We start from the raw sequence: 26,075 nt of genomic DNA, 5'->3' as shown, positions 1-26,075 counted from the left end.
GAACGTGATCAGAAGCGGAAAGTTAGAAAAAAACTTACCCTTACCTACAAAAATGTCCGGTCAATTTGCCCGTTGGATAGAGGCACGCTGTCTGGAATTTATGCTCACGTGTACTCGGGTTATTATTATCTGTGGGTTATACGTTTGCAGACAAGGCTACGTGGTTATACCAGTAACTTTGTTCTTACTTGGTTTGCAGCAGATTCGTTTGCAGCATGGCTACATGAGAACTGGTATTGCCGTCGCTCAGACGGATTTTCTCAATCTCACGAATAACATCAATAATGCCTTTTAGCGGGATTTTTACCCACGATGGCCGGTAGCTGATTTCATATCCCAACTCGTAAACGGCTTTTTCGAGCAGGTAAATCAGCAGCAGAAAGTTGATTTCACTGTTGTTTCTAAACAGCGGATGCGGAGCCCCAAACACATCGAGGTAAGCATTCAGAAACGTATCCCGGATCAGGTAAAACCAACGGTCAGATACCCGTTGCAGGTGATCGGGGTCCAGGGCGTCGGTTTCTGTCGAGTTGAACAGCTTGGCCGAAACCGCATAGTGATACGAACGGATCATACCGGCTACGTCCTTCAGGGGCGAATGTTTTATCTTGCGCTCGGTGATGCTGCTTTCCGGCTCTCCCTCGAAATCAATAATAACAAAATCGTTTTCGGTTGCCAGTACCTGCCCGAGGTGGTAATCGCCATGAATGCGGATTCGGAGCGATTCGATTGGGCGTGTACGGAAGTCGGCGATGAAAGCATCGATCATCTCTTTGGCCTCCATGAATACCCAGGCCAGTCGTTGCGCCTGTATGTCGAGCTTCATATAATTGTCGATGAGCAGGGCGTACCGGCGTTCGAGCAGGTCGTCAAACCGTTTGATCAGAAACTCGCGGTAGTCGTCCGTAAACGGCTCCGGGGCAAAAGCCGGATCGGTAGATGCGCCGGGGCGGGATGGTTTATACAGGGCGCAGTGCATTTCGCCCGTTCGACGTCCCAGCAGCTCGACTTTGTCGAACACGTCTTCCCGAATCGCGAACAGGCGCTGGGGTACGGCGTACAGGAAATCGTTGAGGTAATCGCCGGTTTGCATCCACGAATCCTTGTCGTTGGGTACCATGCGCTGCACCATACCCAGGGTAATATCGGGCCTGTGGTTAGCTTGCCAGATAATGCTTCCCCCGAAAGCCGGAATATGGTCAAATTTGCTCTCGTCCGTTAGGAAGGCCACCATATCAACTTCCGGGTTTGTTTCCTGGAAGAGCTTCCGGTATAGTTTAAGGAAATACTTATCCCCAAAGGTCATGGCCGAGTTACTCGAATCGACGGGCAGTACGCGCGAAGGAAGGAAGGCATCGCCTTCTTCCAGTCCATTTCCCCGATGAAAGGCGAGGGAGCCATCGGTTTGTGGTAACGTCTGATTCTGATAGATGTCCGCAAACAGGGCTGCCCGAAACCGCTCGTCGTAAATGGCGTCGATCAGCAGGCCCGTCTGTCTGGCAATGGTAGCCTCGCCGATCCGTCCTTTCTCAGGAACATCACTTAGCTGAAAGGATAGTGCGCTGCCGATATTGTCGGCCAGAAAAGAAATCGGCAATAGGTAGTTTTCGGGAATGCCGTCGGCATAGCTGGCTTCCAGAATGACTAAATAGGCAACGTCGCCATCCGCCAGAGGAAGCGTGTGCACGGTTCTCACGGCAAAGCCGGTTTGTTGTCGGGCTTTGCCCGCAAACCACCGGCACGTGTTAACATAAGGGGGCAGTAACGTTTGCGTCAGTAGTTCCCAGAACTGGCCGTTCGAACCCGCGTCGAGCCAGGAAGTAGGCAGGTTAAGCGATTGCGTCGTGAGCATACATGAAAAGCGAATAAGGTAAGGTGGCACATCGCAAAAGTCAACTATTTCTTGATTACATGACAAAAAAGAAATTGACAATAGTAGAAAAAAGACTAGATCGTGTGCCTGTGGGTAGTTAGAAAATCGCCATGAGGCAGTCAACCAGTCAGGCGATGAACAGTCGAGTCAGTCTTACAGCTAAAGGCTTAACTGCAAAAAGCCGACCCTGTTCATACAGGGTCGGCTTTTATGATGGTAATTGGTATCGGACTAACAGGAAGAATGAGAGGTGTGGATAGAAAGTAGCGTACATCAAATGTATATAGGCGTCTTTACATTGACTTTCTGATTTGGGACAAATGCTTTCTGATTTGGGACATTAAGTTGTGTACGTCCAAAAAAAGCGTTTATTGACTGTTCTTCACTGCGTGCGCAATGAACTCAGTAGGGGTTTTCTGGTAAAACTCCTTGAAAAGAATCGAGAAATGCGACGGCGTTTTGAAGCCAACCAGATAGGCGGTATCTGCGGCAGTATGGCCTTCCCGCAAAAAATCAGCCGCTTTGCGGAGCCGGTAGTGTCGGATCAGCTCATTGGGGGGTAATTGAATCAGACTATGGGTTTTCCGATAGAGCGTTTTGCGACTCATGGATAGCTGATCCGCCAGCCAGTCTACGCTAATTGTTGAATCGTCGAGGTGTTTGTCCAGAATGGCATAAATCTTCTGCAGAAATGGGTCCTGCATCGGAGCCGATGCCACAGGCAAATCGGGCTGGGTGAGCTGCCGACGATACTGATCGCGAAGCTTCTGCTGGCGCTTGATCAGGTTGTGCAGCCGGGCATGCAGTTCATCTAAGTGAAAAGGTTTCGCCAGGTAATCGTCAGCTCCCCTCTGCAACCCTTCCATACGGCTTTGGTGAGCTGCTTTGGCGGTCAGAAGAACGACCGCAATATGGTCGGTGTCGGGATGGCTTTTGATGTGTTGCGTCAGTTCATAGCCGTCCATCTCGGGCATCATCAAATCCGAAAGTACAATATCGGGTAGTTCGGTTTGTGCCAGTTGCCAGCCTACTTTCCCATTCGTGGCACTTAGAATCTGGTACGAAGCGGCCAGTTCAGCCGCCAGAAAATCGCGTAGCTCCGTGTTATCTTCGACAACAAGTATGAGCGGCTTTTGGAGATCCTCGATGGATGAGTCCTCGGCGTCGGTTGGTGCCGGAGCCGATTCCGAATCGAGGAGCGCAGGCTGTCTTGTGTACAAGGTCACGTAAGGCGCATCGGTCTTTTCCTGCACGGATGAGACGGGTAAAGTCAGCAGGAAGGTAGTACCCAGGTTCCGCTGACTTTCTACGGTAACAGTACCCCCCAGCAACTCGACCAATTCTTTCACCAGCGCCAGTCCGATGCCTGTGCCTTCGTACGAACGGGTACGCGAGTTATCGACCTGATAAAAGCGGTCAAAAATGTGCGGCAGATTCTCTGGCAAAATACCAATTCCCGAATCGGTGACACGAATCAGTACATGGCTATCAGTTTGGGTGCCCAACGGCGAGGCTTTCTCCAGCGAAACGGTTACGTGGCCACCCTCCGGCGTAAATTTCAGGGCATTCGACAGTAAGTTGGTCAGAATTTTCTCCCACTTGTCGGCATCAAACAACTGTTCATCAGGCGTTGTCGCTGAGGATCTGTAGACGAGTTGTATGTTTTTCTGATTGGCTCCCGGCCGGAACGATTCGACGATGTGGTTGATGAAATCCGCTACGTTACCCCGCATCAGCGACACGTTCATGTGATGGGCTTCCAGCTTCGAGAGGTCAAGCAACTGATTGATAAGACGAAGCAACTGATCGGCATTTCGCTGTACGAGAGCCAGAATTTGCCGGGTCGAAACGTCGAGACGTCCATCCTGTACCAGCTTCTCAACGGGCGAAATAATCAGCGATAGGGGCGTCCGGAATTCGTGGGTAATATTGGAAAACAAACGCGTCTTCAACTCATCGACCGACTTGAGTTGTTCGGCTTCGCGTCGGTTCAGTTCCAGCTCCTGCTGCTGTTTGAGCCGGTTCGTGTAGAATCGAAAATACGCCCAGAGCGTACCTATTACCAGCGAGCCATATAGAAAATAGGCCCACCACGTGTTCCACCAGGGCGGGTGAATCACCACGTTGACAGAGGTTTCATGGGCAGACCAAATACCATCGCTGTTGGCTGCCTTAACGCGAAATGTATAGTGGCCCGGCGACAAATTGGTGTAGTTGGCAACGTGACTGTTCCCATTCTGAACCCAGTCTTTTTCGACCCCAACGAGCTGGTAGGCATACTGATTTTGCTGGGGCTGATTGTAGGCAAGGGCCGAGAATCTGAACGATAGGAAGTTCTCGTCGTAATTCAGGGTAAGTATACTATCCGTTGGTGGTCGTTTCTGCCCCATGACATTAACCTCCGTTATGTAAACCGGAAACGGGCGTTTGTCATCCCGAATACTGTCCGGGTTAAAATAAACGGCTCCGTTCAGGCTACCAAAATAGAGACTGGTACGGTGCCGAAACGTCGCATTTCGGACAAAATCATTGCTCGGTAGTTCATTGCTCAGTTCGTAATTACGTATGACCCCGTTGCTGGGATCAAATCCACACAAGCCTTGATCGGTGCTCAACCATAAATGGCCGGCGTGATCGCTAATGATGCCCAGCACATTGTTTCCCGGCAGGCCCTTTGCGTGGGAAATCACGGAAAATAGTCCCGTTTTCGGGTCGAAGCGATTGAGGCCTCCCTGATGCGTACCAACCCATATGATACCGCTGGCATCTTCGTAAATGGACTGCACATCGTTGCTGCTCAACCGGCCCGCAGAACCGGCTGTGTAACGCGTGAAGTGCCCCGTTTGCGGATGGAGACGGCAAATTCCCTGTCGTTGTATCAGCACCCATATATCGCCCGTCCGGCTCGCCATAACGCCGTGGACATACTTGTCTGGCAGCGCATCGGGACCTGTTTTATAATAGGTGTATCGGTGGGTAGCAGGATTGAACGACGCAATACCCCCCTCGCCACCAAGCCATAAGTCGCCGGAAGGCGCGCGATCCAGAAATTGGGCGGGTACTTCGGAGGGGTACCCACGAAACCGGCCAGATGCCTGATCGAACTGATACAGGCCATCGGTAGTGCCCAGCCAGATGCCGTCTGATTTATTCGTCAGTAGGGCACAGATCAGGTTCTCGTGCTGACCGATAGACCCCAGTTCGGCGGATGGAATGGCGTCAAAATGACTCTTACCGGTTTTTTTTCTATAAACGACGTGCTGATTACTGAGCCAGACCTGATCGTAACTGTCTTTCAGCAGGGCCACTACCTTGTTCTCGGGCAAATTTGCCGTACCCCGGTTGGGGGTTACCTGATACGTCTGGAAAGGTTTTGTCGTAACGGACTGGCGGTCAATGCCATTGTCCGTGCCTACCCAGAGCATTCCCGAACGATCGTGATAAACGGCCTGGGCGTTAATGCTGCTAATTCCTTTGGAGGCATTGGGTTGAGGGCGGTAGGTAAAAACCTGATTACGTTGTGTATTGATGCCTTGCAGGCCGTTCGTTGTGCCCACCCACAGGGTTCCGTTTGTATCGCGATGGAGCGAGTTCATGTAGACAAACGGGTTGATTAGCCCCCCCGGATTGTACGGAGTCAATTGCCAGGGCTGATGGCGTAGATCAAGCTGGTAAAGACTGCGTCCTGCTGTCCCGAGCCACAGAACATCGTTTGCGTCGAGATGAAAGGAAATGAACGCAGGCTGTTTATCGGTTATTTCCCGAACGGGTAGGGGGGAAAATTGACCCGTCTGCCGATCAAAGAGATATAAGCCCCGGTTCGTTGCCACCCAGAAGCGATGCTGGCGGTCTTCGAAAACCGTTTTGATGGGTACGCCGGGCTGGGGCGATGGATAAAGTGTAAACCGGTGCTGATCGGGTTGGTAACGGGCCAGCCCGGCAAACGTACTCAGCCAGATGAGCCCCTTTTTATCTTCATAAATAGAAAGCTGGTTATTCCATCGGTAAGCTTCTTTGGTCTGAATGAGGTGTGGCGAAACGAGACCCGTTTTTTTGTTTACTTCATGCAGTCCGCCCCCCTCGGTTACAACCCACAACCGGCCGGAATGATCCTCGCACAAGCCAGTGATGTAATTGTTCTGAAAGCTCTGCCTCGGGCGATTCGGGTCATGTTGCAGAACTGTAAAAGTATAACCGTCATACTTGTTTAAGCCCTCGTTGGTACCAAGCCAGATAAACCCTTCCCGGTCCTGGAGAATGCAATTGACCGAATTATTGGACAGCCCGTCTTTAACAGACAGGTGGTCAAATTGATTGGCAATAGGCTGACTTTGTTCCCTGATGGCTACAGCATTAGTAATAGGCTGTACTTGTGAGAAGCCCTGCCCTGCTAAAGTCAGTAACATACAAAGCAGGAATATACGTACCATAAGGTTAGCAGTAAACTTTATAGTAACAAAATTAAGTAAAATTAGCCCATTCCGTACGGTGCCCAACTGATACCCGTTGGCGAGTGTTTAACTACACAATCAGATTTCATTCAGAAGCCAGTAATAAAGAATACGAACGTCCCAATTCTCCTGTTCCAGTGAAGCAGGTATTTCTGTACAGGCCTGCTGGACTGCACCAGGGCCATTTTTGGATAAAACAGGACTGGCCAGTACTTTTGATCAACGACCAATCTGCTGATCGTATAACTCAACTTCCTTTACAGACTACCCCATGACTGACCAACCGGCGCATACCTCTTTATATCGGTCACCTGCCCTGTTTTCGGGTTTTCCTGAACTTATTGCGGCTGAAAGTACCCGACATGGGGGTATCAGTCCGACCCCGTTCACGTCACTCAACCTGGGCATTAATACCGACGACGATATGGCTAATGTTGACGAGAACCGCCGTCGTTTCTTTCGCGCCATTGGGGCTAACGCATACCCGTTTGCTTCCTCACACCAGGTGCATGGTAATGAAGTCCTGTACGCTACAGAATCAGGCCGCTACACGGGTTACGATGCGCTCGTTACGGACAAACCCGGTTTATTAATCGGCGTAACCGTTGCTGATTGCGTGCCTGTTCTTGTATACGATCCGGTCCACAAAGCGGTTGCGGCTATTCACGCGGGCTGGCGGGGAACGGCGGGTGGCATTGTTACAAAAACACTGGCGCGTATGCAGCAACAGTTCGGAACAGAGGCCGAGCGGTGTTACGCCTACATAGGCACGTGCATTGATGAATGTACGTTCGATGTTGGGCCCGAGGTTGCGGAGCAATTTGACGGTGCCTTCAAGAGGGCGGTTGCCGACAGCAATAAAAGTTTTGTGGATCTAAAAGCTGCCAACGCGCACCTCCTGTTAACGGCTGGTATTCCGGCGACGCAGCTTGAGATTTCACCTTTCTCAACGGTCCTCCATAACGATACTTATTTTTCGTATCGGGCCGAAAAAGGGCAAACCGGGCGTATGCTGGCCGTAATTGGTGTAGCCGATTAAACAAAATTAATTTGACGGAGTTATGTATCTGTTTCTACAACATACTTTTTACTCAACACTCAAACGTCATGGGAATCCTCGTATCAATTCTGGTAGGTGCAGTAGCTGGCTGGCTGGCTGATCTTGTTTTCAAACGGTTTTCGTTCTCTCTGTTTGCCGAAATTTTACTCGGTATCGCTGGTGGTTTTGTAGGCGGCTGGATCTTTGGTCGCGGTGGTAGCATTCTCGATCAAATCCTGACGGCATTCGTGGGCGCTGTCATTATTCTTGGCATCGCAGCGTTGATCAAAGGGTCGCGTCGTACGGTGTAAATTTAGAATCAGATATACAAAATACAGAGGCCCGGAGATCATACAATATAAGCGACTGATTTGGTCGGCTTATGTTGTATGATCTCCGGGCCTCTGTCACTAATAGGCTTTGCAGGATCAGCTCATGATTTTAGCCTGCATGTTGTGCTGTGAAGCGGGTCGAAAACTACGTGAATTCAGGCTCTATTATTTCAGTAGTTGTCTAGAAATGACGAGTTTCTGGATTTCGCTGGTACCCTCCCCAATGGTACAGAGTTTTGCATCACGATAGAATTTTTCAACTGGAAAGTCTTTCGTATAGCCATAACCGCCAAAAATCTGCACGGCTTCATTGGCTACCCGAACGGCCGTTTCAGAAGCAAATAATTTCGCCATCGCCGATTCTTTCGTCACCGGCTTTCCGGCATCTTTCAGCGCAGCCGCCTGATACGTCAACAATTTGGCCGCTTCAATATCGGTAGCCATGTCAGCCAGCTTGAAACTTATTCCCTGAAACGTAGCAATGGGTTGACCAAACTGTTCGCGCTCTTTAGCGTAAGCGAGTGCAGCATCGTAGGCACCCAGCGCGATACCAAGGCTGAGGGCGGCAATGGAAATACGACCACCATCAAGAACCTTCAATGATTGAACGAAGCCGTCGCCCACGGCACCGAGCCGCTGGCTATCCGGAATCCGGCAATCGACAAACAGCATTTCGGTGGTTTCGGAGGCTCGCATCCCCAATTTGTCTTCTTTACGCCCGCCCGAAAAACCGGGGGTACCACGTTCAACAACAAAGGCAGTAGCGTTATGGGGCGTATTGGGCTCCCCTGTCCGGGCAATGACCACCGCCACATGACCACTTTTTCCGTGGGTGATAAAGTTTTTTGCCCCATTCAGAACCCAGTTGCCCTGACCGTCGGATACGGCTGTGGTTCGCATGTTGCCTGCGTCAGAACCCGTATTTGGTTCCGTCAGGCCCCAGGCACCCAGCCATTCGCCCGTAGCCAGGCGTGGTAAGTACGTTTGTTTCTGATCTTCGTCGCCGAATAATAAAATATGGTTGGTACAAAGGGAGTTGTGGGCAGCCATCGAAAGGCCAATGGAGCCGTCGACGCGCGAGAGTTCAACGATAGCCGCTACATAGTCGTGGTAACTGAGCCCCGACCCACCATATTCGACTGGGACCAGTACACCCATCAGGCCCTGTGCACCCAGCTGTTGAAACAATTCTGCTGGAAAGTGCTGACTATCATCCCATTGTCGTATATTCGGCCTGATTAGGCGTTCGGCCAGATCCCGGACGGATTGGGCAATTAATTCTTGATTTTCTACAATTTCGTTTATCATAACGTAGGTCTTTTCAATACCGTGTCAAGTGAGTAATTTAAACATTTTCTATGAGAAGTTCAATAATCTTTTTGCCCGGAATTAATCGGTAAATCGGCCGTCTAAACTACCGTTACCTAAGTTTTTTGTTAATGAATTTTATATATTTGAAACATAAAAGAATTAAAAAATTGAATAAAGTTTCAAATTGTACGAGGATCAAGGACGTCAATGAGTAAAAGCCCCTATAAACAGGGCCTTTGACCGATAAGTCACTATTGTACGTTTGATGAGGGTGCTTATTGAAAAACTCCTATTTTTGTGACATCGCTTATTTGGAAGAGTTTGTAACTAAGTCGTTGGGAAAATTTTACTAATAGTATAGATATGAAATTAGCAGTTGTTGGAACCGGATATGTAGGACTGGTTACGGGTACGTGTTTCGCGGAAACGGGTAACCAGGTAACGTGCGTCGATATTGACGTGCGCAAAGTTGAAAAGCTTAACAATGGTATCGTGCCTATTTACGAGCCAGGCCTGGAAACATTGTTTCACCGGAATGTTGAGGAAGGTCGGTTAACGTTTACGACGGATCTGGAAGAGGGCATCAAAGGCGCTGAGGTTATTTTCCTGGCCCTGCCAACCCCTCCGGGCGAAGATGGTTCGGCCGATTTGAAATACATACTGAAAGTAGCCAGCGATCTGGGTCCGATCCTGAGCCAATACGCGGTCATCGTCGATAAAAGCACGGTACCCGTTGGAACAGCTGAAAAAGTACATGCCCACATTGCCGACAATGCTAAAGTAGATTTCGACGTGGTGTCGAATCCTGAATTCCTGCGGGAAGGCGTTGCCGTTGAAGATTTCATGAAGCCTGACCGGGTTGTTATCGGAACAAAATCGGATCGTGCAAAGGCGGTTATGAATAAACTGTACGCGCCATTGGTACGGCAGGGAAATCCCGTCATTTTCATGGACGAACGTTCGGCTGAAATGACCAAATACGCGGCTAACGCATTCCTGGCTACGAAAATTACCTTCATGAACGAAATCGCTAACCTGTGCGAACGGGCGGGTGCCAACGTCGATGACATTCGTCGGGGTATCGGTACGGACAGCCGGATTGGCAAGCGCTTCCTGTTTGCCGGTATTGGGTACGGTGGTAGCTGCTTCCCGAAAGACGTGCAGGCGCTGGCCAAAACAGCCAAGGATTTTAATTACGACTTCAAAGTACTGAAGTCGGTTATGGATGTGAACTACGAGCAAAAAACCAAACTGATGCCCATTATTTTGAACCACTTTGGTGGCGATTTGACGGGCAAAACGATTGCGGTTTGGGGACTGGCGTTCAAGCCCTATACCGATGATATTCGTGAAGCACCCGCCCTGGACAACATCCAGGCGCTGCTCGATGCCGGTGCTAAAGTGACGGTTTACGACCCCGAAGCGATGGAAAACGTTCGGAACGTGATTGGTAACTCGGTTACGTATGCGCACACGCAGTATGCCGCGCTGGACGATGCCGATGCATTGGTCATCGTTACGGAATGGCCTTTGTTCCGCACGCCGGATTTCGACAAAATGAACCTGCTGCTGAAAAACAAAGTGATCTTCGACGGTCGTAACGTGTACGAACTTGAGCAGATGCGCGAAGTAAATTATACGTATTACAGTGTTGGACGCGAAGCTGTTTTAGCACCCGTTGAGCAGAAAGTCTAAATTTTTTTACGCACAAGCACAAAATACACAGAGATTTGCACAGAGTAGATAACCTGTGTACTCTGTGTATTTGTATGTAATCCTTTTCCAAGCAATATATGAAACGTGTACTGATTACGGGTGGAGCCGGATTTCTGGGGTCGCACCTTTGCGACCGGTTTATTAAAGAAGGTTACCATGTCATGGCCATGGACAACCTTATTACGGGCGACATCCGTAACATTGAGCATCTGTTCCATCTGCCAAATTTCGAGTTTTATCACCACGATGTATCCAAGTACATCCATGTACCCGGCGAACTGGATTACATTCTTCACTTTGCTTCGCCAGCCAGCCCAATCGACTACCTGAAAATCCCGATTCAAACCCTGAAAGTGGGTTCGCTGGGTATTCACAACTGCCTGGGTCTGGCGCGGGTAAAAGGGGCGCGAGTCCTGATTGCCTCCACGTCGGAAGTATACGGTGATCCGAACGTTCACCCACAACCCGAGGAATATTGGGGTAACGTGAACCCGATTGGTCCACGGGGTGTGTACGATGAAGCAAAACGGTTTCAGGAAGCGATTACGATGGCGTATCATACCTACCACGGTCTGGAAACGCGCATTGTTCGCATTTTTAACACCTATGGCCCACGGATGCGCCTGAATGACGGCCGGGTATTGCCTGCGTTCATCGGACAGGCCCTACGGGGTGAAGACCTGACGGTTTTCGGGGATGGTAGCCAGACCCGTTCATTCTGCTACGTCGATGATCTGGTTGAAGGCATTTACCGGCTGTTGCTCAGTGATTACGCCTATCCTGTCAACATTGGTAACCCATCGGAAATTACCATCAAGGAGTTTGGCGAGGAGATTATCAAACTTACGGGAACCAAGCAAAAGTTAGTGCTTAAAGATTTGCCCGTTGACGATCCAAAACAGCGCCAGCCCGACATAACAAAGGCAAAGGCCATTCTGGACTGGGAGCCAAAAGTAGCCCGCGAAGAGGGTCTGCGGATCACGTATGACTACTTCAAAAGTCTGCCGGAAGAAGAATTATACACAGCGGCTTACCACCGGGAGTTTTCAAAAAAGTAAGCGAACGGGAGGCTATTCCCGAAAACATCGTAGCTTTACTTTGCTGTAACTGCCTTAGGTGGTTACCTTTAGCTGTCTAATGAAAACCTGCACACGATATCATGTGCAGGTTTTTTGTTGCTGTATTTTACGGAATAAGGCCTCCTGTGACCCTCAGAGACGGTCTTTGAAGCTTTCGTAGCCGAACGTCTTGAGTAACTGGAATGACGCATCCTCTTTCCAGACACCAATAGAGGGCAGATTTACGCCGTTGAATGTGCTGGTTTTAACCATCGTGTAATGAATCATATCGTCGAACACGAGCTGGTCGCCCACGGCCAGCGGTTTATCGAACGAGTAATCGCCCATGAAGTCGCCTGCCAGACAGGTCATGCCGCCCAGACGATAGGTTGGTTTACCAGCAACCGGCTCGTGGTAAGATCCGATAATGCGTGGCTTGTAAGGCATCTCAAGCGTATCGGGCATGTGAGCGGCAAACGAGGTATCGAGCAGCGCAACCGGAATCCCCTGGCTATCGAACACATCGAGCACTGTTGAGGTCAGTACACCCGTTTGCCAGGCAATGGCTGAACCGGGTTCCAATATGACATCCACATTGTACTTCTGGCGAAAAGCCGTCAACAGTCCGATCAGGTGGTTGGTGTCGTAGCCTTCGCGGGTCATTAAGTGGCCCCCGCCAAAGTTGACCCATTTGGCCTGGTGCAGCAAGTGGCCAAACCGGCTTTCGAGAGCCTCCAGCGTACGTTCGAGGGTAAACGAATCATTTTCGCACAGGGTATGAAAATGAATACCTTCCAGACCCTCCGGTAACTGATCGGGCAGTTGATCGCGGGTAGCACCCAGCCGGGAGCCGGGTACACAAGGGTTATACATATCCGTTGCCACTTCCGAGTACTGCGGGTTGACACGAATGCCGCAGGAAACGGGCTTACCGGCCACCCGATCCTTGAAGCGTTCCCACTGCGTCCAGGAATTGAAGGTTAGGTGGCTGCTGCGCTCAACGACTTCGTCAAATGTGGCCTCCTGATAAGCCGGTATGTAGGTGTGCGCCTGCACCCCCATGTATTCATTGACGAGTTTGATTTCGTTGAGCGAGCTGGCCGTGGCACCACTCAGGTATTCGCGTACCAGCGGAAACGCGTTGTACATGGAAAAGCCTTTCAGGGCCAGAATGATCGTGACCCCGGCCGCCCGCTGCACGGCATCAATCAACTGAAGATTTCGGCGAAGTTTAGCTTCCTCAAGGACAAAACAGGGGGATGGAATAACCGATTCGCTGGTTGAATCGAGGTATTGAAGCAGAGTCGTATTCATAGGACAAAGGTATAACGAATGCCCTTCCCGTTTGGACTAGTGCCCCCTGAATAATACCGGGAAATTACAGGCCGCTACTCCAGCGTAAACGAGATCGGGAGGTTATATTTCACCCTCACGGTGCGACCGGCCTGCTTGCCGGGCCGCCAGTGGGGCATCTTCTGCATGACCCGCACCGCTTCTTCATCGCAGCCAAATCCGATGCCTTTCAATACCTGTATATCCGTCAGGCTACCGTCTGTATTGACAACGAAACTAACGTATACCCGGCCTGACACACCCGACGAAGCGGCTGCTCTTGGGTAGTTGAGATTCTTGCTCAGAAATGTCCGTAATGCATCCAGTCCGCCGGGGTACTCCGGTTGTTGCTCAACCGTTACGAAGGGCGCTTCGGGTTTGGTTTCCACTTCCAGGGCTTTCTCGGTCACGGTGGGTGCGCTGGCTTCCGGTGCTGCAATGATGTCGATATCGCCCGTACCCTGGGCCGTTTCCGTACCCGATGTGGCCTCCTTCAACTGCTCCGTTGTGGGCGGGAGGTTGTCTTCCGCCACATCGGCCTCGGGCATGACGATGAGAGGCAGGTTTCTGACTGTATTGACCGCCGGGGCCGTTTCGGGGGGGGGTAGTGAAATAGGTGGTTCAACGGGAGGCTCGGCCAGTTTGGTCAGGGTTACCTCGGTCATGGACTGGTCGCGATTCACTGATGCCTGAGGCCAGAAGCGGGCGTAGAGGGTAGGCGCTGACAACGCGCTCAGGAACAGAGCGACACCTAAACCGAGGGCGCGGCTAAGCGTTGGTCGATACTGTTTACGGAGATCAAAGGCTCCGTAAGCCCGGTTGCGGGCCCGGAAAATGATGTCGTCGTATGTTAATGCAACGGGTTCGGTAGCGGTATTCATGGCGTTATGCGATTTGGTCTGCTTTACCAGGATGTTCGCACCCGCCAGATTCCATATGTAACTTTACAAGCTATCGTATTTTTTTAGAAGCAATATGGCGTCATTATCTGTCTTGAACAGCAGATTTTCCTGCTTGCTGAACGCTTTCAATTCGTCTTTTCGATCACCTAAGGCATCAATAATGGATTTGTCCGACAGTTTGACTTTGGTCAAGGTCTGGTCGGGTTTGAGCAGGTAGTACGAAAACGCATTCTGGTAAGCATCGTAGCGTACGTCGTTGGCGTAAGGGTTTTTATAATCAGCCGGTTTGAACGTTTTGGCTATGCGTTTCAACAGAGTGTTTTTGCCTTCATAAAGCACCAGAAAGTAGCCGTCTTTAAGCGCCTGATCGTTGGTTTTAGCCGTTGGTAATCGGTCAAAAAGAAACGTCTGCCCGTCGGTACCGGCCAGGGTAAACCGCTTTACCTGGTTGGCATCAATAATAATGGAGTCGTTCATGGGGCTTGTACGCAGCAACATTAGCTGTTGCTTATGGGCGTTGAATTTGAGCGGTACATTGGTATAGTTCTTCCCGGTTGTCATCTCGATCTGTCCCTTTAGCCAGTCGGGCAAAAAATAAGGCGTACCCTTCAGCCCTTCGTAGCGATTATCGATGGTATTGACCATGCCGTTCGGGCCAGCTCCCACAATCTGATTGGTCGATTGATAGGTTTCGTAGCCATTTCGCTGGTTGAGGGGCGTAGCGCTATTCGAACCACCCGATTTGTTGGTGTTGGTTGTGTCGCGGGTTTGAGCATAACTTACCGAAAGCGAGAAAAGGGCTATCGAAAGCTGAACCAGTAGTTTCATAAAAACAGAAATGAGTCGGTACAATTGGCTATCCTAAATAACGAAAAATCCCGCCATCTAGGATGAACGGGATAAAAGTCGTTACCAGCAGGCACGTTGTGAGGCAACCGGATCAACGCACAACGTGCCCTAACGGCCTAATATTCGTGCGGGAGTGGTATGTTGATGCGCTCCTGAACGGGTAATCCCTGTTTGTTCATTTGCTCGATAAACGGATCAGGATCCAGTTCTTCGCAGTTCCAGACGCCGGGTTTCATCCAGACGCCCGTTAGCATCAGCATCGCGCCGATCATGGCCGGAACGCCTGTTGTATAGCTAACTGCCTGTCCGCGTACCTCGCGGTACGTTTCGGCGTGGTCGCAGTTGTTCCAGATGAAGCACGTCCGCTCTTCCCCATCTTTCACCCCTTTGATCTGACAGCCAATGCTGGTCTGGCCCGTGTAATTTTCGCCCAGCGAATCGGGAGCGGGTAACACCGCTTTCAGAAATTCGAGCGGAACAACGTCCATGCCCTGAAACTGCACCTTGTCGATGCGGGTCATGCCCACGTTCTGGAGTACTTCCAGGTGCGTCAGGTACGCCTGTCCGAAGGTCATCCAGAAGCGGGCCCGTTTCAGGGTCGGGAAGTTTTTAACGAGCGATTCCAGTTCTTCATGGTACAAAACATACGACTCACGAGGCCCGATTTCCGGATAATCGATGGGCTTGTGAAGGCTCATGGCCGGAATTTCTATCCATTCGCCATTTTCCCAATAGCGGCCGGGCTGGGTTATTTCCCGGATGTTTATTTCGGGGTTGAAATTGGTGGCAAACGCTTTGCCGTGGTTGCCCGCGTTGCAGTCTACGATGTCCAGATAATCCATCCGGTCGAAGTAATGCTTGTTGGCGTACGCCGTAAATACCTGCGTCGCACCCGGATCGAAGCCGCAGCCAAGGAGCGCCATCAGCCCAGCCTGCTCGAAGCGCTCTTTGTAAGCCCACTGCCAGCTGTATTCAAACTTGGCAACGTCTTTGGGTTCATAATTGGCCGTGTCCATGTAGTGAACGCCTGCTTCGAGGCAGGCATCCATAATGGGCAGATCCTGATAGGGGAGGGCCACATTGATAACCAGCACAGGCTTGAATGACCGGATCAACGCAACCATATCGGCCACAACATCGGCATCTACCTGCGCTGTTTGAACCGTGACGCCGTGCATCTCCTGAATTTCGGCTGCAATCCGGTCGCACTTTGATTTCGTACGACTAGCCAGCATGATTGTTGTGAAGACGCTGCTGTTCATCGCGCATTTGTGCGCTACAACACTGCCAACGCCACCGGCTCCAATAATGAGCACGTTTGCCATCTATCTGAATGATTAGTTTGTATCAGGACTTTCGTAAAAGGTCATGCCAGCGCAACAGCGCACCGTGGTTTATTTCAGTGTGCAAGAACTATGGTACGGCCTTTGGCGAAAGTCCTGTTTATATTTTTTCGGTTGTAAAGATAAGGAAAGTGACTACGTAGATGGGCAGCCAAGCGTGGAAGTTAACGGATTGATAAACTTTCCCGTTGGATAGAATTGACTACACTCATCCTGGATAGTTAATTTTTGATGAAAATTCGTAACAACACATTTAGTATATTTGTTATATAGAGAATAGCCGCTCCCTTAAATAATACTGTTATGAAATTCGTCTCGTCTGCCAACTCCCTCGACTCATTTGAATTTGCCATCCTAGGCTACGGCCAGACTACCCAAAGCTGGCGTGACCGGAATCGACTTCAGTGTCGGTTTTCGACCTTATGGAAGCAACAAGCTGATATCCAGTCGGCAAGACTGCATACTTGGGAAGTAAAACGACTACTGACCGGGTTGCGGTCGCTGTGGAACAAAGCCACCAATCAGGTTGCCCTTACGTTTTCTGAGCCAGGCTTGAGCATGCATGCCCGGGCATTGTCGGATGATAGCTACCGGCTACAAATCCAGTTGGGTCACAACCTGACGCCATCGTGGCATGCCTACCCCGATTTCCCGGTGGAAATGGATATCGTAATGAGCAGAAAGCAGTTACAGGAGGCCATAAAGGATTTGTCAGGGCAGATTGAGACCTATCCTGAGCGATAGATACACCACAGGCGCTAGTTGTCCAGGGCTTGGTAGATCATTACGCCAAACTTGTCATCAAGCTCCCCGCCGTAGCTTGTTCCCCACATCTGTTTCATCAGTACAGCACATATTTTTTCTTTGGGGTCGGCAAAGTAGTCGGTGCTGAAAGCGCCACCCCAGGAAAACGTGCCTATACTGCTCAGATCTTTGGTGTGTCCTTTGTCATTGACAACCGAAAAACCAAGACTGAAGTAACCGTGCGGATCCGGGAAAAGAGTACCGGTCTGGTTGGAGTTCGTGAATAGGTCGACTCCTTTCCGGCTCAAAAACCGCTTACCGTTATAGACACCATTGTTGAGCAGCATTTGGAGAAAGATAGCATAATCATAGGCTGTACTCGACAGGCCCCCTCCGCCCGAAAAATAAGCTTTCGCGCCAACGATTGGGAAATCAGGATCGGTTGGCAAGCTTTTTATCGTCGCTGTTTTTACCAGTTTCTTGTTTTTATCTTCTGAGTAGACCGGCACGAGTCGGTCTTTTTTCGTGTCAGGCAGATAGAAATAAGTGTCTTTCATGCCCAGCGGCTCGAAAATACGCTTCTGGAAAAACTGGTCCAGCGGTACACCGGATACAACTTCCACTAAAGCCCCTAAAACGTCGATGCTGAGGCCATAGGTCCATTTTTCGCCCGGCTGGTGATTCAGTGGTAATTTCGCCAGCGTCTTCACCGCATCGCCAATTTTTATATTCTGGGTCGTAAAGGCGTCAATAACGCCCGCTTTCGTGTAAATGGCCCGCATGCGGGGATCGCTCGAAATAACATTGTAATTCAATCCTGACATATGCGTTAACAGATGCCGAATCGTAATTTCCCGTTTGGCCGGAACAGTGGTGTAAGTGCTGTCTTTTTCGTTGAATTTATCGAGCACAACAGGCTTGGCAAATTCGGGAATGTAGTTGCTAATCGGGTCATCGAGCATGATTTTGCCTTCCTCATGGAGCATCATAACCGCCAGTGACGTAATGGCCTTTGTCATGGAAGCAATCCGGTAGATGGCATCTTTTGCCAGCGGCTTGTTTATATCCAGATCCGCCGTACCGAACGCTTTGTAATACACAATCTTGCCGTCTTTCACTACTAGGGCTGCTACACCGGGAAAGGCTTTTTTGTCGATGTACGACTGAATCAAGCCATCAATGCGGTTGAGCCGTTCGCTGGAGAAACCAACCGTTTCGGGAGCGGCTGCTGTCAGGAGCGGGGGTGTTTGTTTGGTGCTTGTCTGGGCATACACCGAAAGGGTGGAGAGTAGTAGCCATACGCTTGCCCGGATGGTAGTCGTGAGATTCATGTCGATAAGGATAAACGGATTAGTGTGGGTAAATAACAAAAAAAATCAAGGTGAAACCCATTGGGTCTAGTTATCGACGTCGTTAACCGTGGGCCGATTATCATTCACCCGTTTTTCGTACGGCACCCGAAACAGACTTAGGTCTGGCCTGTGTGGACGCCTGCGCTTTAACTCATGCTGATAGATGGTCTGCCCAAGCTGATATAGAAACGGATGTCCCACGCTTTCATACTCGTATTTGTCGTCGTTTAAAATGCCGTCGCTATTCGTGTACAGGGTAGCAGTCAGCATATACTCGACTTTGTGCTTAAAATCGACCACGTAAGACGCATCCGTCAGGAAACCGTAAGCCCAGCCAACTTTATTGAAAACCCGGACATCGGGAGGAAGCTGATGGTGCAGGCTGTCCATGAAAAAGAATTTTACATAGCTGTCGTAATATTGTTTTGCATCGTACTTGGGGTAGTTGGTTTCGCGCGGAAACTGCGACAGGTACTGGTGCAGAAACGCGTAATCGTCTGGTGTCAGGTCGAACCGTTGTGTTGCTGGTAAGGAGAGCGGAAACAGAACGGATTGCAAAATTTGCTGAAGGCTTTCCAGGGGGAGTTTATTGCGTTCGGTGAAGTTGAAAGGTTCCTGAATCAGGCTATCTTTGGCGTAATAGCCCTTCCCAATGGTAGCTGTCCGGCTGAAATCAAAAGGATCTCGGTTGTAGGCTGCCGGCTGCGCATAAATCAACTTCCCGTCTTGCTGAATAAACCGAACGGGGTTGGTGTGTCGGTTTTCGTCTGCCGACATACGCACGAACCGATGCGTAATGCGCGTATCCGGATAGCCCTTGGCATGCAGGCTACGGTTAATGCCGCCCTGCCCGACAAACTCATACATCCGGCTGTAGGCGTCGTTGTCACTCACCAGGAAAGCTTTTCGGATAAACTGAGCGATGGACGGATAACCCGTCTGGGCCGTATTATCATGCCACTCTCTGGTTTGTCCGCTGTAGGCACTGTCGAACTGCATGGCCGTAAACTTGGTCACCCCAGGCTTCTTTAGCTTATTGAGTTTCTCCAGTGACAGCAGGGCCAGGGGTAGTTTGACCGTCGAAGCCGGGTTGAAATACTCGGTACTGTCGACCCGAAAGTAGTAGTTTTTGAACGAAGGTTTGTTCGCGGCATCCCGATTAATCTGCGTATAAATGATCTGTAACCGATATTTATCCGGATGTTGGATAACCTCCTGAAAAACAGACTGCTTATTGGTGGCGAGTAATTCTTTCAGCCATGCATCCGTGCGTGGCTGAGCGTAACTCCAATTCGTGCAGAGGCATAGAGACAAAAAGCAGGTGAGGTAGTGCATGGTTGTAGTTGGTAAGGCGGGGTGCCCGTGCAATCTGTTTTACATGACTAGCTGCTCAAAAAGTTTCTCCAGGGTTTCCTGAGCGCTGGTGCACAGGCCGGGGTGAACAGGCGACGTTTGTACGACTGTGCTGCGTGTAGCGGTCAGCCAGCGAAAACGGCCGGCAATGGGCAACTGACCGATGGTGCCGCCTTCCCGTCGACCCGCGCAGATTCGTTCGAAAGCCAGTAGCCGTTCGGTTAGTTCCTGGCAATCGACTTTATCGGAAAAAGCACAAAGCCGGTCTTCGTTCAATGTATACATGGTTTTCAGAAAACCCTGCGCGGAGCAATAGAGAATAACGCCGACGTTCAGGAACTCTTCCCGCTCGACGCGTGGCATAACGCGGATAACGGCGTACTCAAACAAGTGCTTTTCTGGCATGGGTAGCTTCTTTCACAAAGATTTCGGATGAGGCAACGCGTGACGCTAAAAATTGAGCGTAGACCTGTCGCTGTTCGCTGGGCGATTCCGGCATGGACTCATTCATCAGCCAGTCGTCGGGAATCAGGTTGATGATGGTTTGAATGCGTTCGGTGGTGAGAATCGCTCTGAACGCAGCGTCGACGGCTTCGAGTTCGCTGGCTTGCGGAAGCAGCACATGGTCTTTCACCTGAACGAACGGACGCTGGCTCTGGGCCTCCCAGTTTTCCCACGAATGGTGAAAATAAAGGGCTGCGCCATGATCGATCAGCCAGAGTTCTTTATGCCAGATGAGCATGTTCGTGTTGCGGGCCGTACGGTCGACGTTTGTTACCAGACAATCCAGCCAGACAATCTGCGACGCCAGCCGGGCATCGACTGTGTTGACCAGCGGGTCGAAGGTAATGGAGCCGGACAGGTAGTGCAGGGCCAGGTTGAGGCCCTCGCTGGCCCGGAGTAAATCCTGAATTTCTTCGTCCGGCTCCGTCCGGCCAAATGCTTCATCGAGCGTTGCAAACACAATTTCCGGAATTCGCAGGCCCAGCAAACGAGCAATTTCGCCCGCAATCAGTTCAGCAATAAGCGCTTTGGCCCCTTGCCCCGCTCCACGAAACTTGAGTACGTACAGAAAATCGTCGTCGGCCTCGACAAGAGCGGGTAACGAGCCACCCTCCCGCAGCGGTTTGGCGTAGCGCGTTACGTTGACGGTTCTGAGTTCGGGTTGATAAATAGGCACAGTATATAAATAGAAATCTAGATCATTTTTGTGACGTTAGGTTTGAGAACCTGACTTCACGACCAGAAATCTCCGGTGGCCTAAATTTATGGGGCATTCGGTACTTTTACTACAATCGCGGAAAATACCGGAACGAAGTCACGGATTAGGGTAAAACCTTTGGGTTCTATTCGGTCACTCGGTGATGAATGTTATGGTAAACATGTATTTTTACCAGAGACCTTATACAACCGGCTCATGCATGAAAATCAATCTGTTTGCGTGGTTTCTCTTTTCAATGTTATCAATTCATTTTTGTGCCAGTGCCCAACGCCCGCTCGAAACCAAACTCGACGACCTGTTCGCCAGCACGCCCGACTTCAGTGGGGTTGTCTTGATTGCCGAGAAAGGTAAACCGGTTTATGAAAAGGCGTTTGGCTATAAGCGATTCGACACAAAAGATCCGATTACAACATCGTCAGTTTTCGAACTGGCTTCGGTGTCGAAGCAGTTTACGGCTATGGCAATTATGATGCTGAAACAGGCGGGTAAACTGGGCTATGACGACCCTGTCGAAAAGTACATTCCGGGCTTGCCGTATCCGGGAATAACCATTCGGCATCTGCTCAATCATACGTCGGGCTTGCCTGATTATCAGGATGTCATGGACCAGCACTGGGATAAGCGAAAGGTTGCCGGTAATGCTGACAATATTGCCTATCTGATTCAGTACCACCCTGCCCGGCTGTTTGAGCCGGGAGCCAAATACACGTACAGCAATACGGGTTACATGCTTCTGGCCAGCATCGCTGAAAAAGCCTCCGGACAGGAATTTATCGAGTTTTGCCGGGCGCGTATATTTGAACCCGTAGGTATGATAAATACGGACATTCGTACCCGCGAGGAGAAACTTGCCCGGCCAGATGTGGCTTGGGGACATATGTACGTGGCCGAAAAAAAACGGTATGTGCAGGCGGATTCATTCCCCCAATTTAATTATGCGATCTGGCTGGGAAACCGCAAAGGGCCCGGACGAATCAGCTCGACCGCTGCCGATTTATTAAAGTGGGACCGGGCGTTGTACACAAACAAACTAGTCAGTCAGCAAACCCTGGCCGACGCTTTTACCCCCGCCAAACTGAACGATGGATCACTAACGTCGTATGGCTTTGGGTGGGAATTGAGCAACAGCAATAAGCTCGGCAAACTAGTGTGGCATGATGGCGACAATCCGGGCTACAAAACCCAGATCACCCGATACATCGACGCGGATAAAACCGTTATCGTGCTGTGTAACAATGCCTATGAAAAAATGCCAGCAATTTTAAAAACGATCGATGCATTGCTCGGCCGTTGAACGGAATCGTTTGTCTTTTAACAAAGCAAGGTAGCCAGATCCAGTATCTGGCTACCTTGTTTTACGGCTGAATCGACAGATTATACCGTCAACTTACCTTCAATTGAGTCGTCTAAGGTTTTGCCCAGGATCGCACCGGCAGCCATTTTGACAAAGGCCACGGCATCGCCATGTTTGTTGTCCCAGTAATAGCCTTCCACCGTTTCTACTTTTATGGCCGTGATGCGGGGATCGTCAACGCCTTCGGTAAACCACGTCTTTAGAATCGGCTCCCAAAGCTCCTTGATGAGTGCTTTATCCGTTGAGATGGTAGCCAGCCCGTATATGCTTAGAAAGTCCGAGTTTTCCGACCCCTGAAACAGCAATTGTACCTTGTTATCGGTTTGAATGGCCGCATTTTTGTGGCTGTCGTTGGCGCTCAGAAACCAGCAATTACCGGCATCATCGACCTTCTGTACGGACATGGGCCTGGTTGTCAGGGGTTCGCCGGTTGTGATCTTCGTGCAGAAATAACACGTATTGCTCTTGTCGACTAACTCTTTTATTTTCTTTCCGGCTTCGCTGCCAGCCAGGTCTTCGTGGTTCTTTTCGGGCTGCTGCTGATTGATACTGTCCATGACGGTTGAGTAAGCTGAGTTAACTGATAGATCATTAATCCACTACTAACAAAATGTTAGGCAAACCTTCTTTTAATAAATGACAGATACTGGATTTCCCGAGGGTACGGTTAGGGGCTGACTTGATTTTACACGAGCCAGCGGTTTTGTGTGTAGGCGTCATTCCAGAAATACCATTCCAGCTGGCTGGCTATCCGAAAGGCTTCCTGCATCTTTTCCCGCTCAAAGGCACCAGCCTCCTCAGCGTATTGATCCGTTAGGGCCACCATCTGCGACACCGACTGATCGAAGGCTTCACCTGCGTAAGTATCGATCCAGCTACGGTAAGGGTTCTCTGGCGTGGCTTGTCTATAAATGTGGTTGCCTACTTCCCGATAAATCCAGAAGCAGGGCAAAACAGCAGCAGCACCAACGGCCATCGACTGGAGTGAGGTTGTTGCCAGTAAATAGTTCGTATAGGCAAAGCAGGCAGGCATTTTAACCGTTGCAGGCTCAATGTCGTATTGCGTAAAGTAGGATGCGTGCAAGGCCCGCTCCACCAGAATTGCATTCTGCGCAAACTGCGTGAATGCCAGCATATCGTCGGGTGTATCGGCTCGTGCCGCCAGTTGGCTGAGTGACCGGCTAAAATCCGTCAGGTAGAGAGCATCCTGCTGAATATAGTACTGGAACGTAGCTACCGGAAGGCTACCTCGCGTTAGTTCATGAACAAAGCCGTGTTCTAAAATGGCGGTATAAATGGGGCTGATGTGCTGCCAAAGCTGATCCGTAAACTTCATGCTGATGTCTTTTTGGGCGTTCAGAAAAATAGTGCCGCGGTTCCGGGTATACACGTTTATGAAACGGGCAGGTTATTGCCAGACAGCAAAAAAGTGGTGAACAGGCCCGTGCCCATGTCCCAGTTCATACGTGGCCCCCGCCCGGAGCGCTTGCGTCAGATAAGTCTTGGCTGCAGCTACGGCATCCACAACCGACAGGCCCCTGGCTAACCCGGCGGCAATGGCCGACGAAAGCGTACAGCCCGTACCATGTGAATTGCCGGTCTGGATTCGGCTTGTTGGAAACCAGTGCTGATCGTTGGCCGAGAGATACAGGAGGTCGGTACTTTCGTCTGATGGCAAATGGCCTCCTTTAACCAGAATTGCGCCCGGACAGAGAGCGGCCAGATCGATAGCGGCCTGCTGCATGTCGGCAAGCGTCTCGACAGAACGACCCAGCAACACACTAGTTTCGGGCAAATTGGGTGTAATGACCGATGCAATGGGAAGCAGGCATGTTTTGAGCGCGTCGACGGCTTCGTCCTGCAACAGCTTATCGCCACTCTTGGCTACCATAACCGGGTCAAGAACAATGGTTTTAACCCCAAACTGGACTAGGGTTTTTGCCACCTGCTCAATAACCTCCGCCGAATGCAGCATGCCGATTTTCACGGCATCGGTTCCTATATCACTTAACACCGCTTCTAACTGCTTCGCGATGAAGGCCGGCGGCACCGGCATAATACCCGTTACCGCTTTTGTATTCTGGGCCGTTAGCGCGGTAATAACCGACATGCCGTAGCAGCCCAGTGCGGCAAACGTTTTGAGATCGGCCTGAATACCGGCTCCCCCGCCACTATCGGAGCCCGCAATCGTTAAGGCGCGTGCGTATGTTTTCATACAGGTTCGTCAATCAGTTTGATAAGTGCGCGGGTAGCTTCGTAGGGGGACGGATGACCACAAATGGCCGAGACAACGGCGGCTCCCGTTGCCCCGGTTTGCCGGATCGACCGGATATTGTCGGCATTGATGCCACCAATGGCAAACGTGGGCAGGTCGGTTTGCTGACAAATAAACCCTAAACCTGGTAGACCAAGCAGGCTCGACGTATCCTGTTTGGTGCCGGTTGGGAATATGGTGGCAACGCCGAGGTAATCCAGATCGGCACCACGAACGGCTGCTAACTCAGTTAAGTTGTTGATCGACAGGCCAATGATTTTATTCGGGCCGATCAGCGAGCGAACCCGCTCATACGGCATGTCATCCTGACCAACGTGTACGCCATCGGCATCGACAGCGAGGGCTATATCGACCCGGTCATTGATGATCAGGGTAGCCTGGTAGTGCTGTGTAATGCGTTTCAGGGCAAAAGCAATGTCCAGAAAAGCGCGCGTGGGCAGGTCTTTCTCCCGCAACTGTATCCAACGGACTCCGGCCCGGCAGGCTTCTTCGACCACAAAGGGCAGGGTATGACCAGCCTGCCGCGCAATGGCGCTGTCAGTTACTAAATAAAGTCTGTTCACGCTTCCGTTAGTTGAAGTCGATCGCTGATAGTCGTTTCGGTCAGCTCATACAGGGCGTCCAGAAAGTTAACTTGCAGGCTCCCCGGCGAGGGCTTTTCGGCGGCTGCCAGCTCACCCGCGATGCCCATAACGGCCATCGCATGCGTAGCGGCTGAAAAATAATCGGTATTGACCGCGGCAAAAGCGCCCGTCAAGGCTGTCGCGGTACAACCCATACCCGTCACGTTGGCCATGAGGGGGTGGCCGTTGGCTATAATAGCTGTTTTATCGCCGTGAATAATGTAATCGGTTGCGCCACTGATGACCACCACACTGCCCCAAACGGAACTTAGCCGACGGGCCGCATCGATGGCTGCTTCGGAGCCGTACAAACTGTCTACCCCCTTGGTCTGGGCGTTGAGACCCGCCAGCGCCATAATTTCGGAAGCATTTCCCCGGATAATATCCGGTGCGGCCAGGGCCAGCAATTCTTCGCTAACCCGATTTCGGTAGGCGGTGGCACCAACACCAACCGGATCGAAAACGACAGGTTTACCCAGGGCTTTAGCCCGGGGCATGGCGAGCCGCATACCCGCCACGAAGCTGGCATCGAGCGTACCGATGTTAACGACCAGCGCACTCGAAATAGAAACAAAGTCTTCGACTTCTTCGGGCGCGTGAACCATAGCGGGTGAGGCTCCCAGAGCCAGCAGTGCATTGGCCGTATTGTTCATCACCACGAAGTTGGTAATGTTGTGGATAAGTGGCGATTGAGCGCGAATACGCGCAACGTCGGTCCAGATTGATTGAGGAGATCGAGTCATAGTGCTGTCAATGATTCGGTGAACAGCAACTTTAGGAGAGCGGAGCGCATCTCGTTAACTTTTCCCTACGGCAGTACAAGCTGCATCAGGTAGTGAGGGTATTCTCTCAGTCAGTCCAGTCAGGAACCGACACCCCTAAAGTTGTCGGGCAAAGGTAGCAGATAATGGATTACGAAATTGTAAAAAACGCATGACCATCTATT

General features: G+C 50.8%; 22 protein-coding genes and 1 riboswitch. Of the genes, 6 read left to right on the top strand and 16 right to left on the bottom strand.

Annotation, left to right across the window (positions count from 1 at the left end):
• Positions 1–184 precede the first annotated feature (184 nt).
• Together ACYU87_RS19280 and ACYU87_RS19275 are read right to left on the bottom strand one after the other, a co-directional pair.
• Positions 185–1,852 (bottom strand): putative maltokinase, encoded by a 1,668-nt coding sequence (locus ACYU87_RS19280; RefSeq protein WP_461135713.1) that lies wholly within the window; start codon positions 1,850–1,852, stop codon positions 185–187.
• Positions 1,853–2,241: 389 nt separating this feature from the next.
• Positions 2,242–6,279, bottom strand: a complete 4,038-nt coding sequence (locus ACYU87_RS19275; RefSeq protein ID WP_461135712.1) for a hybrid sensor histidine kinase/response regulator transcription factor — start codon at positions 6,277–6,279, stop codon at positions 2,242–2,244.
• A gap of 316 nt (positions 6,280–6,595) precedes the next feature.
• Here ACYU87_RS19275 and pgeF point away from each other — a divergent pair, with 316 nt between their 5' ends.
• Positions 6,596–7,363 carry a peptidoglycan editing factor PgeF gene (gene pgeF, locus ACYU87_RS19270; RefSeq protein WP_461135711.1) on the top strand — a complete coding sequence of 256 codons (768 nt, stop codon included), beginning with the start codon at positions 6,596–6,598 and terminating at the stop codon, positions 7,361–7,363.
• Between the two features lie 68 nt (positions 7,364–7,431).
• Positions 7,432–7,674: a GlsB/YeaQ/YmgE family stress response membrane protein gene (locus ACYU87_RS19265; protein ID WP_461135710.1), complete on the top strand. Its 243-nt coding sequence runs from the start codon at positions 7,432–7,434 to the stop codon at positions 7,672–7,674.
• Positions 7,675–7,860: 186 nt separating this feature from the next.
• Here ACYU87_RS19265 and ACYU87_RS19260 read toward each other — a convergent pair whose 3' ends face one another.
• Positions 7,861–9,003, bottom strand: coding sequence for an acyl-CoA dehydrogenase family protein (locus tag ACYU87_RS19260; RefSeq protein ID WP_461135709.1), 1,143 nt, complete (start codon positions 9,001–9,003; stop codon positions 7,861–7,863).
• A 366-nt stretch (positions 9,004–9,369) separates the two neighbouring features.
• Here ACYU87_RS19260 and ACYU87_RS19255 point away from each other — a divergent pair, with 366 nt between their 5' ends.
• A complete protein-coding gene (locus tag ACYU87_RS19255) occupies positions 9,370–10,701 on the top strand; it encodes a UDP-glucose dehydrogenase family protein (RefSeq protein WP_461135708.1) in 1,332 nt (443 codons plus the stop codon).
• Between the two features lie 98 nt (positions 10,702–10,799).
• Positions 10,800–11,780 carry a UDP-glucuronic acid decarboxylase family protein gene (locus ACYU87_RS19250; RefSeq protein ID WP_461135707.1) on the top strand — a complete coding sequence of 327 codons (981 nt, stop codon included), beginning with the start codon at positions 10,800–10,802 and terminating at the stop codon, positions 11,778–11,780.
• A 153-nt stretch (positions 11,781–11,933) separates the two neighbouring features.
• On the opposite strand, the gene nspC is transcribed toward ACYU87_RS19250, so the two are convergent.
• From nspC to ACYU87_RS19230, 4 genes are all read right to left on the bottom strand, one after another.
• Positions 11,934–13,094 carry a carboxynorspermidine decarboxylase gene (gene nspC / locus ACYU87_RS19245; RefSeq protein WP_461135706.1) on the bottom strand — a complete coding sequence of 387 codons (1,161 nt, stop codon included), beginning with the start codon at positions 13,092–13,094 and terminating at the stop codon, positions 11,934–11,936.
• 74 nt (positions 13,095–13,168) lie between these two features.
• Positions 13,169–13,993: an energy transducer TonB gene (locus ACYU87_RS19240; protein ID WP_461135705.1), complete on the bottom strand. Its 825-nt coding sequence runs from the start codon at positions 13,991–13,993 to the stop codon at positions 13,169–13,171.
• A 63-nt stretch (positions 13,994–14,056) separates the two neighbouring features.
• Positions 14,057–14,842: a hypothetical protein gene (locus tag ACYU87_RS19235; protein WP_461135704.1), complete on the bottom strand. Its 786-nt coding sequence runs from the start codon at positions 14,840–14,842 to the stop codon at positions 14,057–14,059.
• A gap of 137 nt (positions 14,843–14,979) precedes the next feature.
• On the bottom strand, positions 14,980–16,188 hold the full coding sequence (locus ACYU87_RS19230) for a saccharopine dehydrogenase family protein (RefSeq protein WP_461135703.1): 1,209 nt from the start codon (positions 16,186–16,188) through the stop codon (positions 14,980–14,982).
• Positions 16,189–16,509: 321 nt separating this feature from the next.
• Between ACYU87_RS19230 and ACYU87_RS19225 the strand changes: the two genes are divergently transcribed.
• Positions 16,510–16,950, top strand: a complete 441-nt coding sequence (locus ACYU87_RS19225) for a WapI family immunity protein (protein WP_461135702.1) — start codon at positions 16,510–16,512, stop codon at positions 16,948–16,950.
• A 14-nt stretch (positions 16,951–16,964) separates the two neighbouring features.
• On the opposite strand, the gene ACYU87_RS19220 is transcribed toward ACYU87_RS19225, so the two are convergent.
• The 4 genes from ACYU87_RS19220 to ACYU87_RS19205 all read right to left on the bottom strand — a co-directional run bounded on the left by ACYU87_RS19220 (position 16,965) and on the right by ACYU87_RS19205 (position 20,835).
• On the bottom strand, positions 16,965–18,281 hold the full coding sequence (locus tag ACYU87_RS19220; protein WP_461135701.1) for a serine hydrolase domain-containing protein: 1,317 nt from the start codon (positions 18,279–18,281) through the stop codon (positions 16,965–16,967).
• A 66-nt stretch (positions 18,282–18,347) separates the two neighbouring features.
• A complete protein-coding gene (locus tag ACYU87_RS19215; protein WP_461135700.1) occupies positions 18,348–19,637 on the bottom strand; it encodes a serine hydrolase in 1,290 nt (429 codons plus the stop codon).
• 39 nt (positions 19,638–19,676) lie between these two features.
• The gene (locus tag ACYU87_RS19210) at positions 19,677–20,060 is read right to left on the bottom strand and encodes a DUF3037 domain-containing protein (RefSeq protein WP_461135699.1); all 384 of its coding nucleotides are present in this window, start codon (positions 20,058–20,060) and stop codon (positions 19,677–19,679) included.
• Positions 20,038–20,835 (bottom strand): HipA family kinase, encoded by a 798-nt coding sequence (locus ACYU87_RS19205; RefSeq protein ID WP_461135698.1) that lies wholly within the window; start codon positions 20,833–20,835, stop codon positions 20,038–20,040. The genes ACYU87_RS19210 and ACYU87_RS19205 overlap by 23 nt, the downstream gene beginning before the upstream one ends.
• 241 nt (positions 20,836–21,076) lie before the next feature.
• Between ACYU87_RS19205 and ACYU87_RS19200 the strand changes: the two genes are divergently transcribed.
• Positions 21,077–22,171, top strand: coding sequence for a serine hydrolase domain-containing protein (locus ACYU87_RS19200; RefSeq protein ID WP_461135697.1), 1,095 nt, complete (start codon positions 21,077–21,079; stop codon positions 22,169–22,171).
• 80 nt (positions 22,172–22,251) lie between these two features.
• Here the strand turns inward: ACYU87_RS19200 and ACYU87_RS19195 are convergent, their stop codons facing one another.
• The 5 genes from ACYU87_RS19195 to thiM form a co-directional block, all read right to left on the bottom strand.
• Positions 22,252–22,788, bottom strand: a complete 537-nt coding sequence (locus tag ACYU87_RS19195) for a pyridoxamine 5'-phosphate oxidase family protein (protein WP_461135696.1) — start codon at positions 22,786–22,788, stop codon at positions 22,252–22,254.
• 128 nt (positions 22,789–22,916) lie between these two features.
• On the bottom strand, positions 22,917–23,621 hold the full coding sequence (gene tenA, locus ACYU87_RS19190) for a thiaminase II (protein WP_461135695.1): 705 nt from the start codon (positions 23,619–23,621) through the stop codon (positions 22,917–22,919).
• A gap of 18 nt (positions 23,622–23,639) precedes the next feature.
• Positions 23,640–24,446: a bifunctional hydroxymethylpyrimidine kinase/phosphomethylpyrimidine kinase gene (gene thiD / locus ACYU87_RS19185; protein WP_461135694.1), complete on the bottom strand. Its 807-nt coding sequence runs from the start codon at positions 24,444–24,446 to the stop codon at positions 23,640–23,642.
• On the bottom strand, positions 24,443–25,069 hold the full coding sequence (thiE, locus tag ACYU87_RS19180) for a thiamine phosphate synthase (protein ID WP_461135693.1): 627 nt from the start codon (positions 25,067–25,069) through the stop codon (positions 24,443–24,445). The genes thiD and thiE overlap by 4 nt, the downstream gene beginning before the upstream one ends.
• On the bottom strand, positions 25,066–25,872 hold the full coding sequence (gene thiM / locus ACYU87_RS19175) for a hydroxyethylthiazole kinase (RefSeq protein ID WP_461135692.1): 807 nt from the start codon (positions 25,870–25,872) through the stop codon (positions 25,066–25,068). Before thiM ends, thiE begins: the two co-directional genes overlap by 4 nt.
• Before the next feature lie 45 nt (positions 25,873–25,917).
• Positions 25,918–26,019: riboswitch (TPP riboswitch) on the bottom strand.
• Positions 26,020–26,075: the final 56 nt, after the last annotated feature.

Source organism: Spirosoma lituiforme (assembly GCF_054776635.1).
This window is presented reverse-complemented; position numbering and strand designations above follow the sequence as displayed.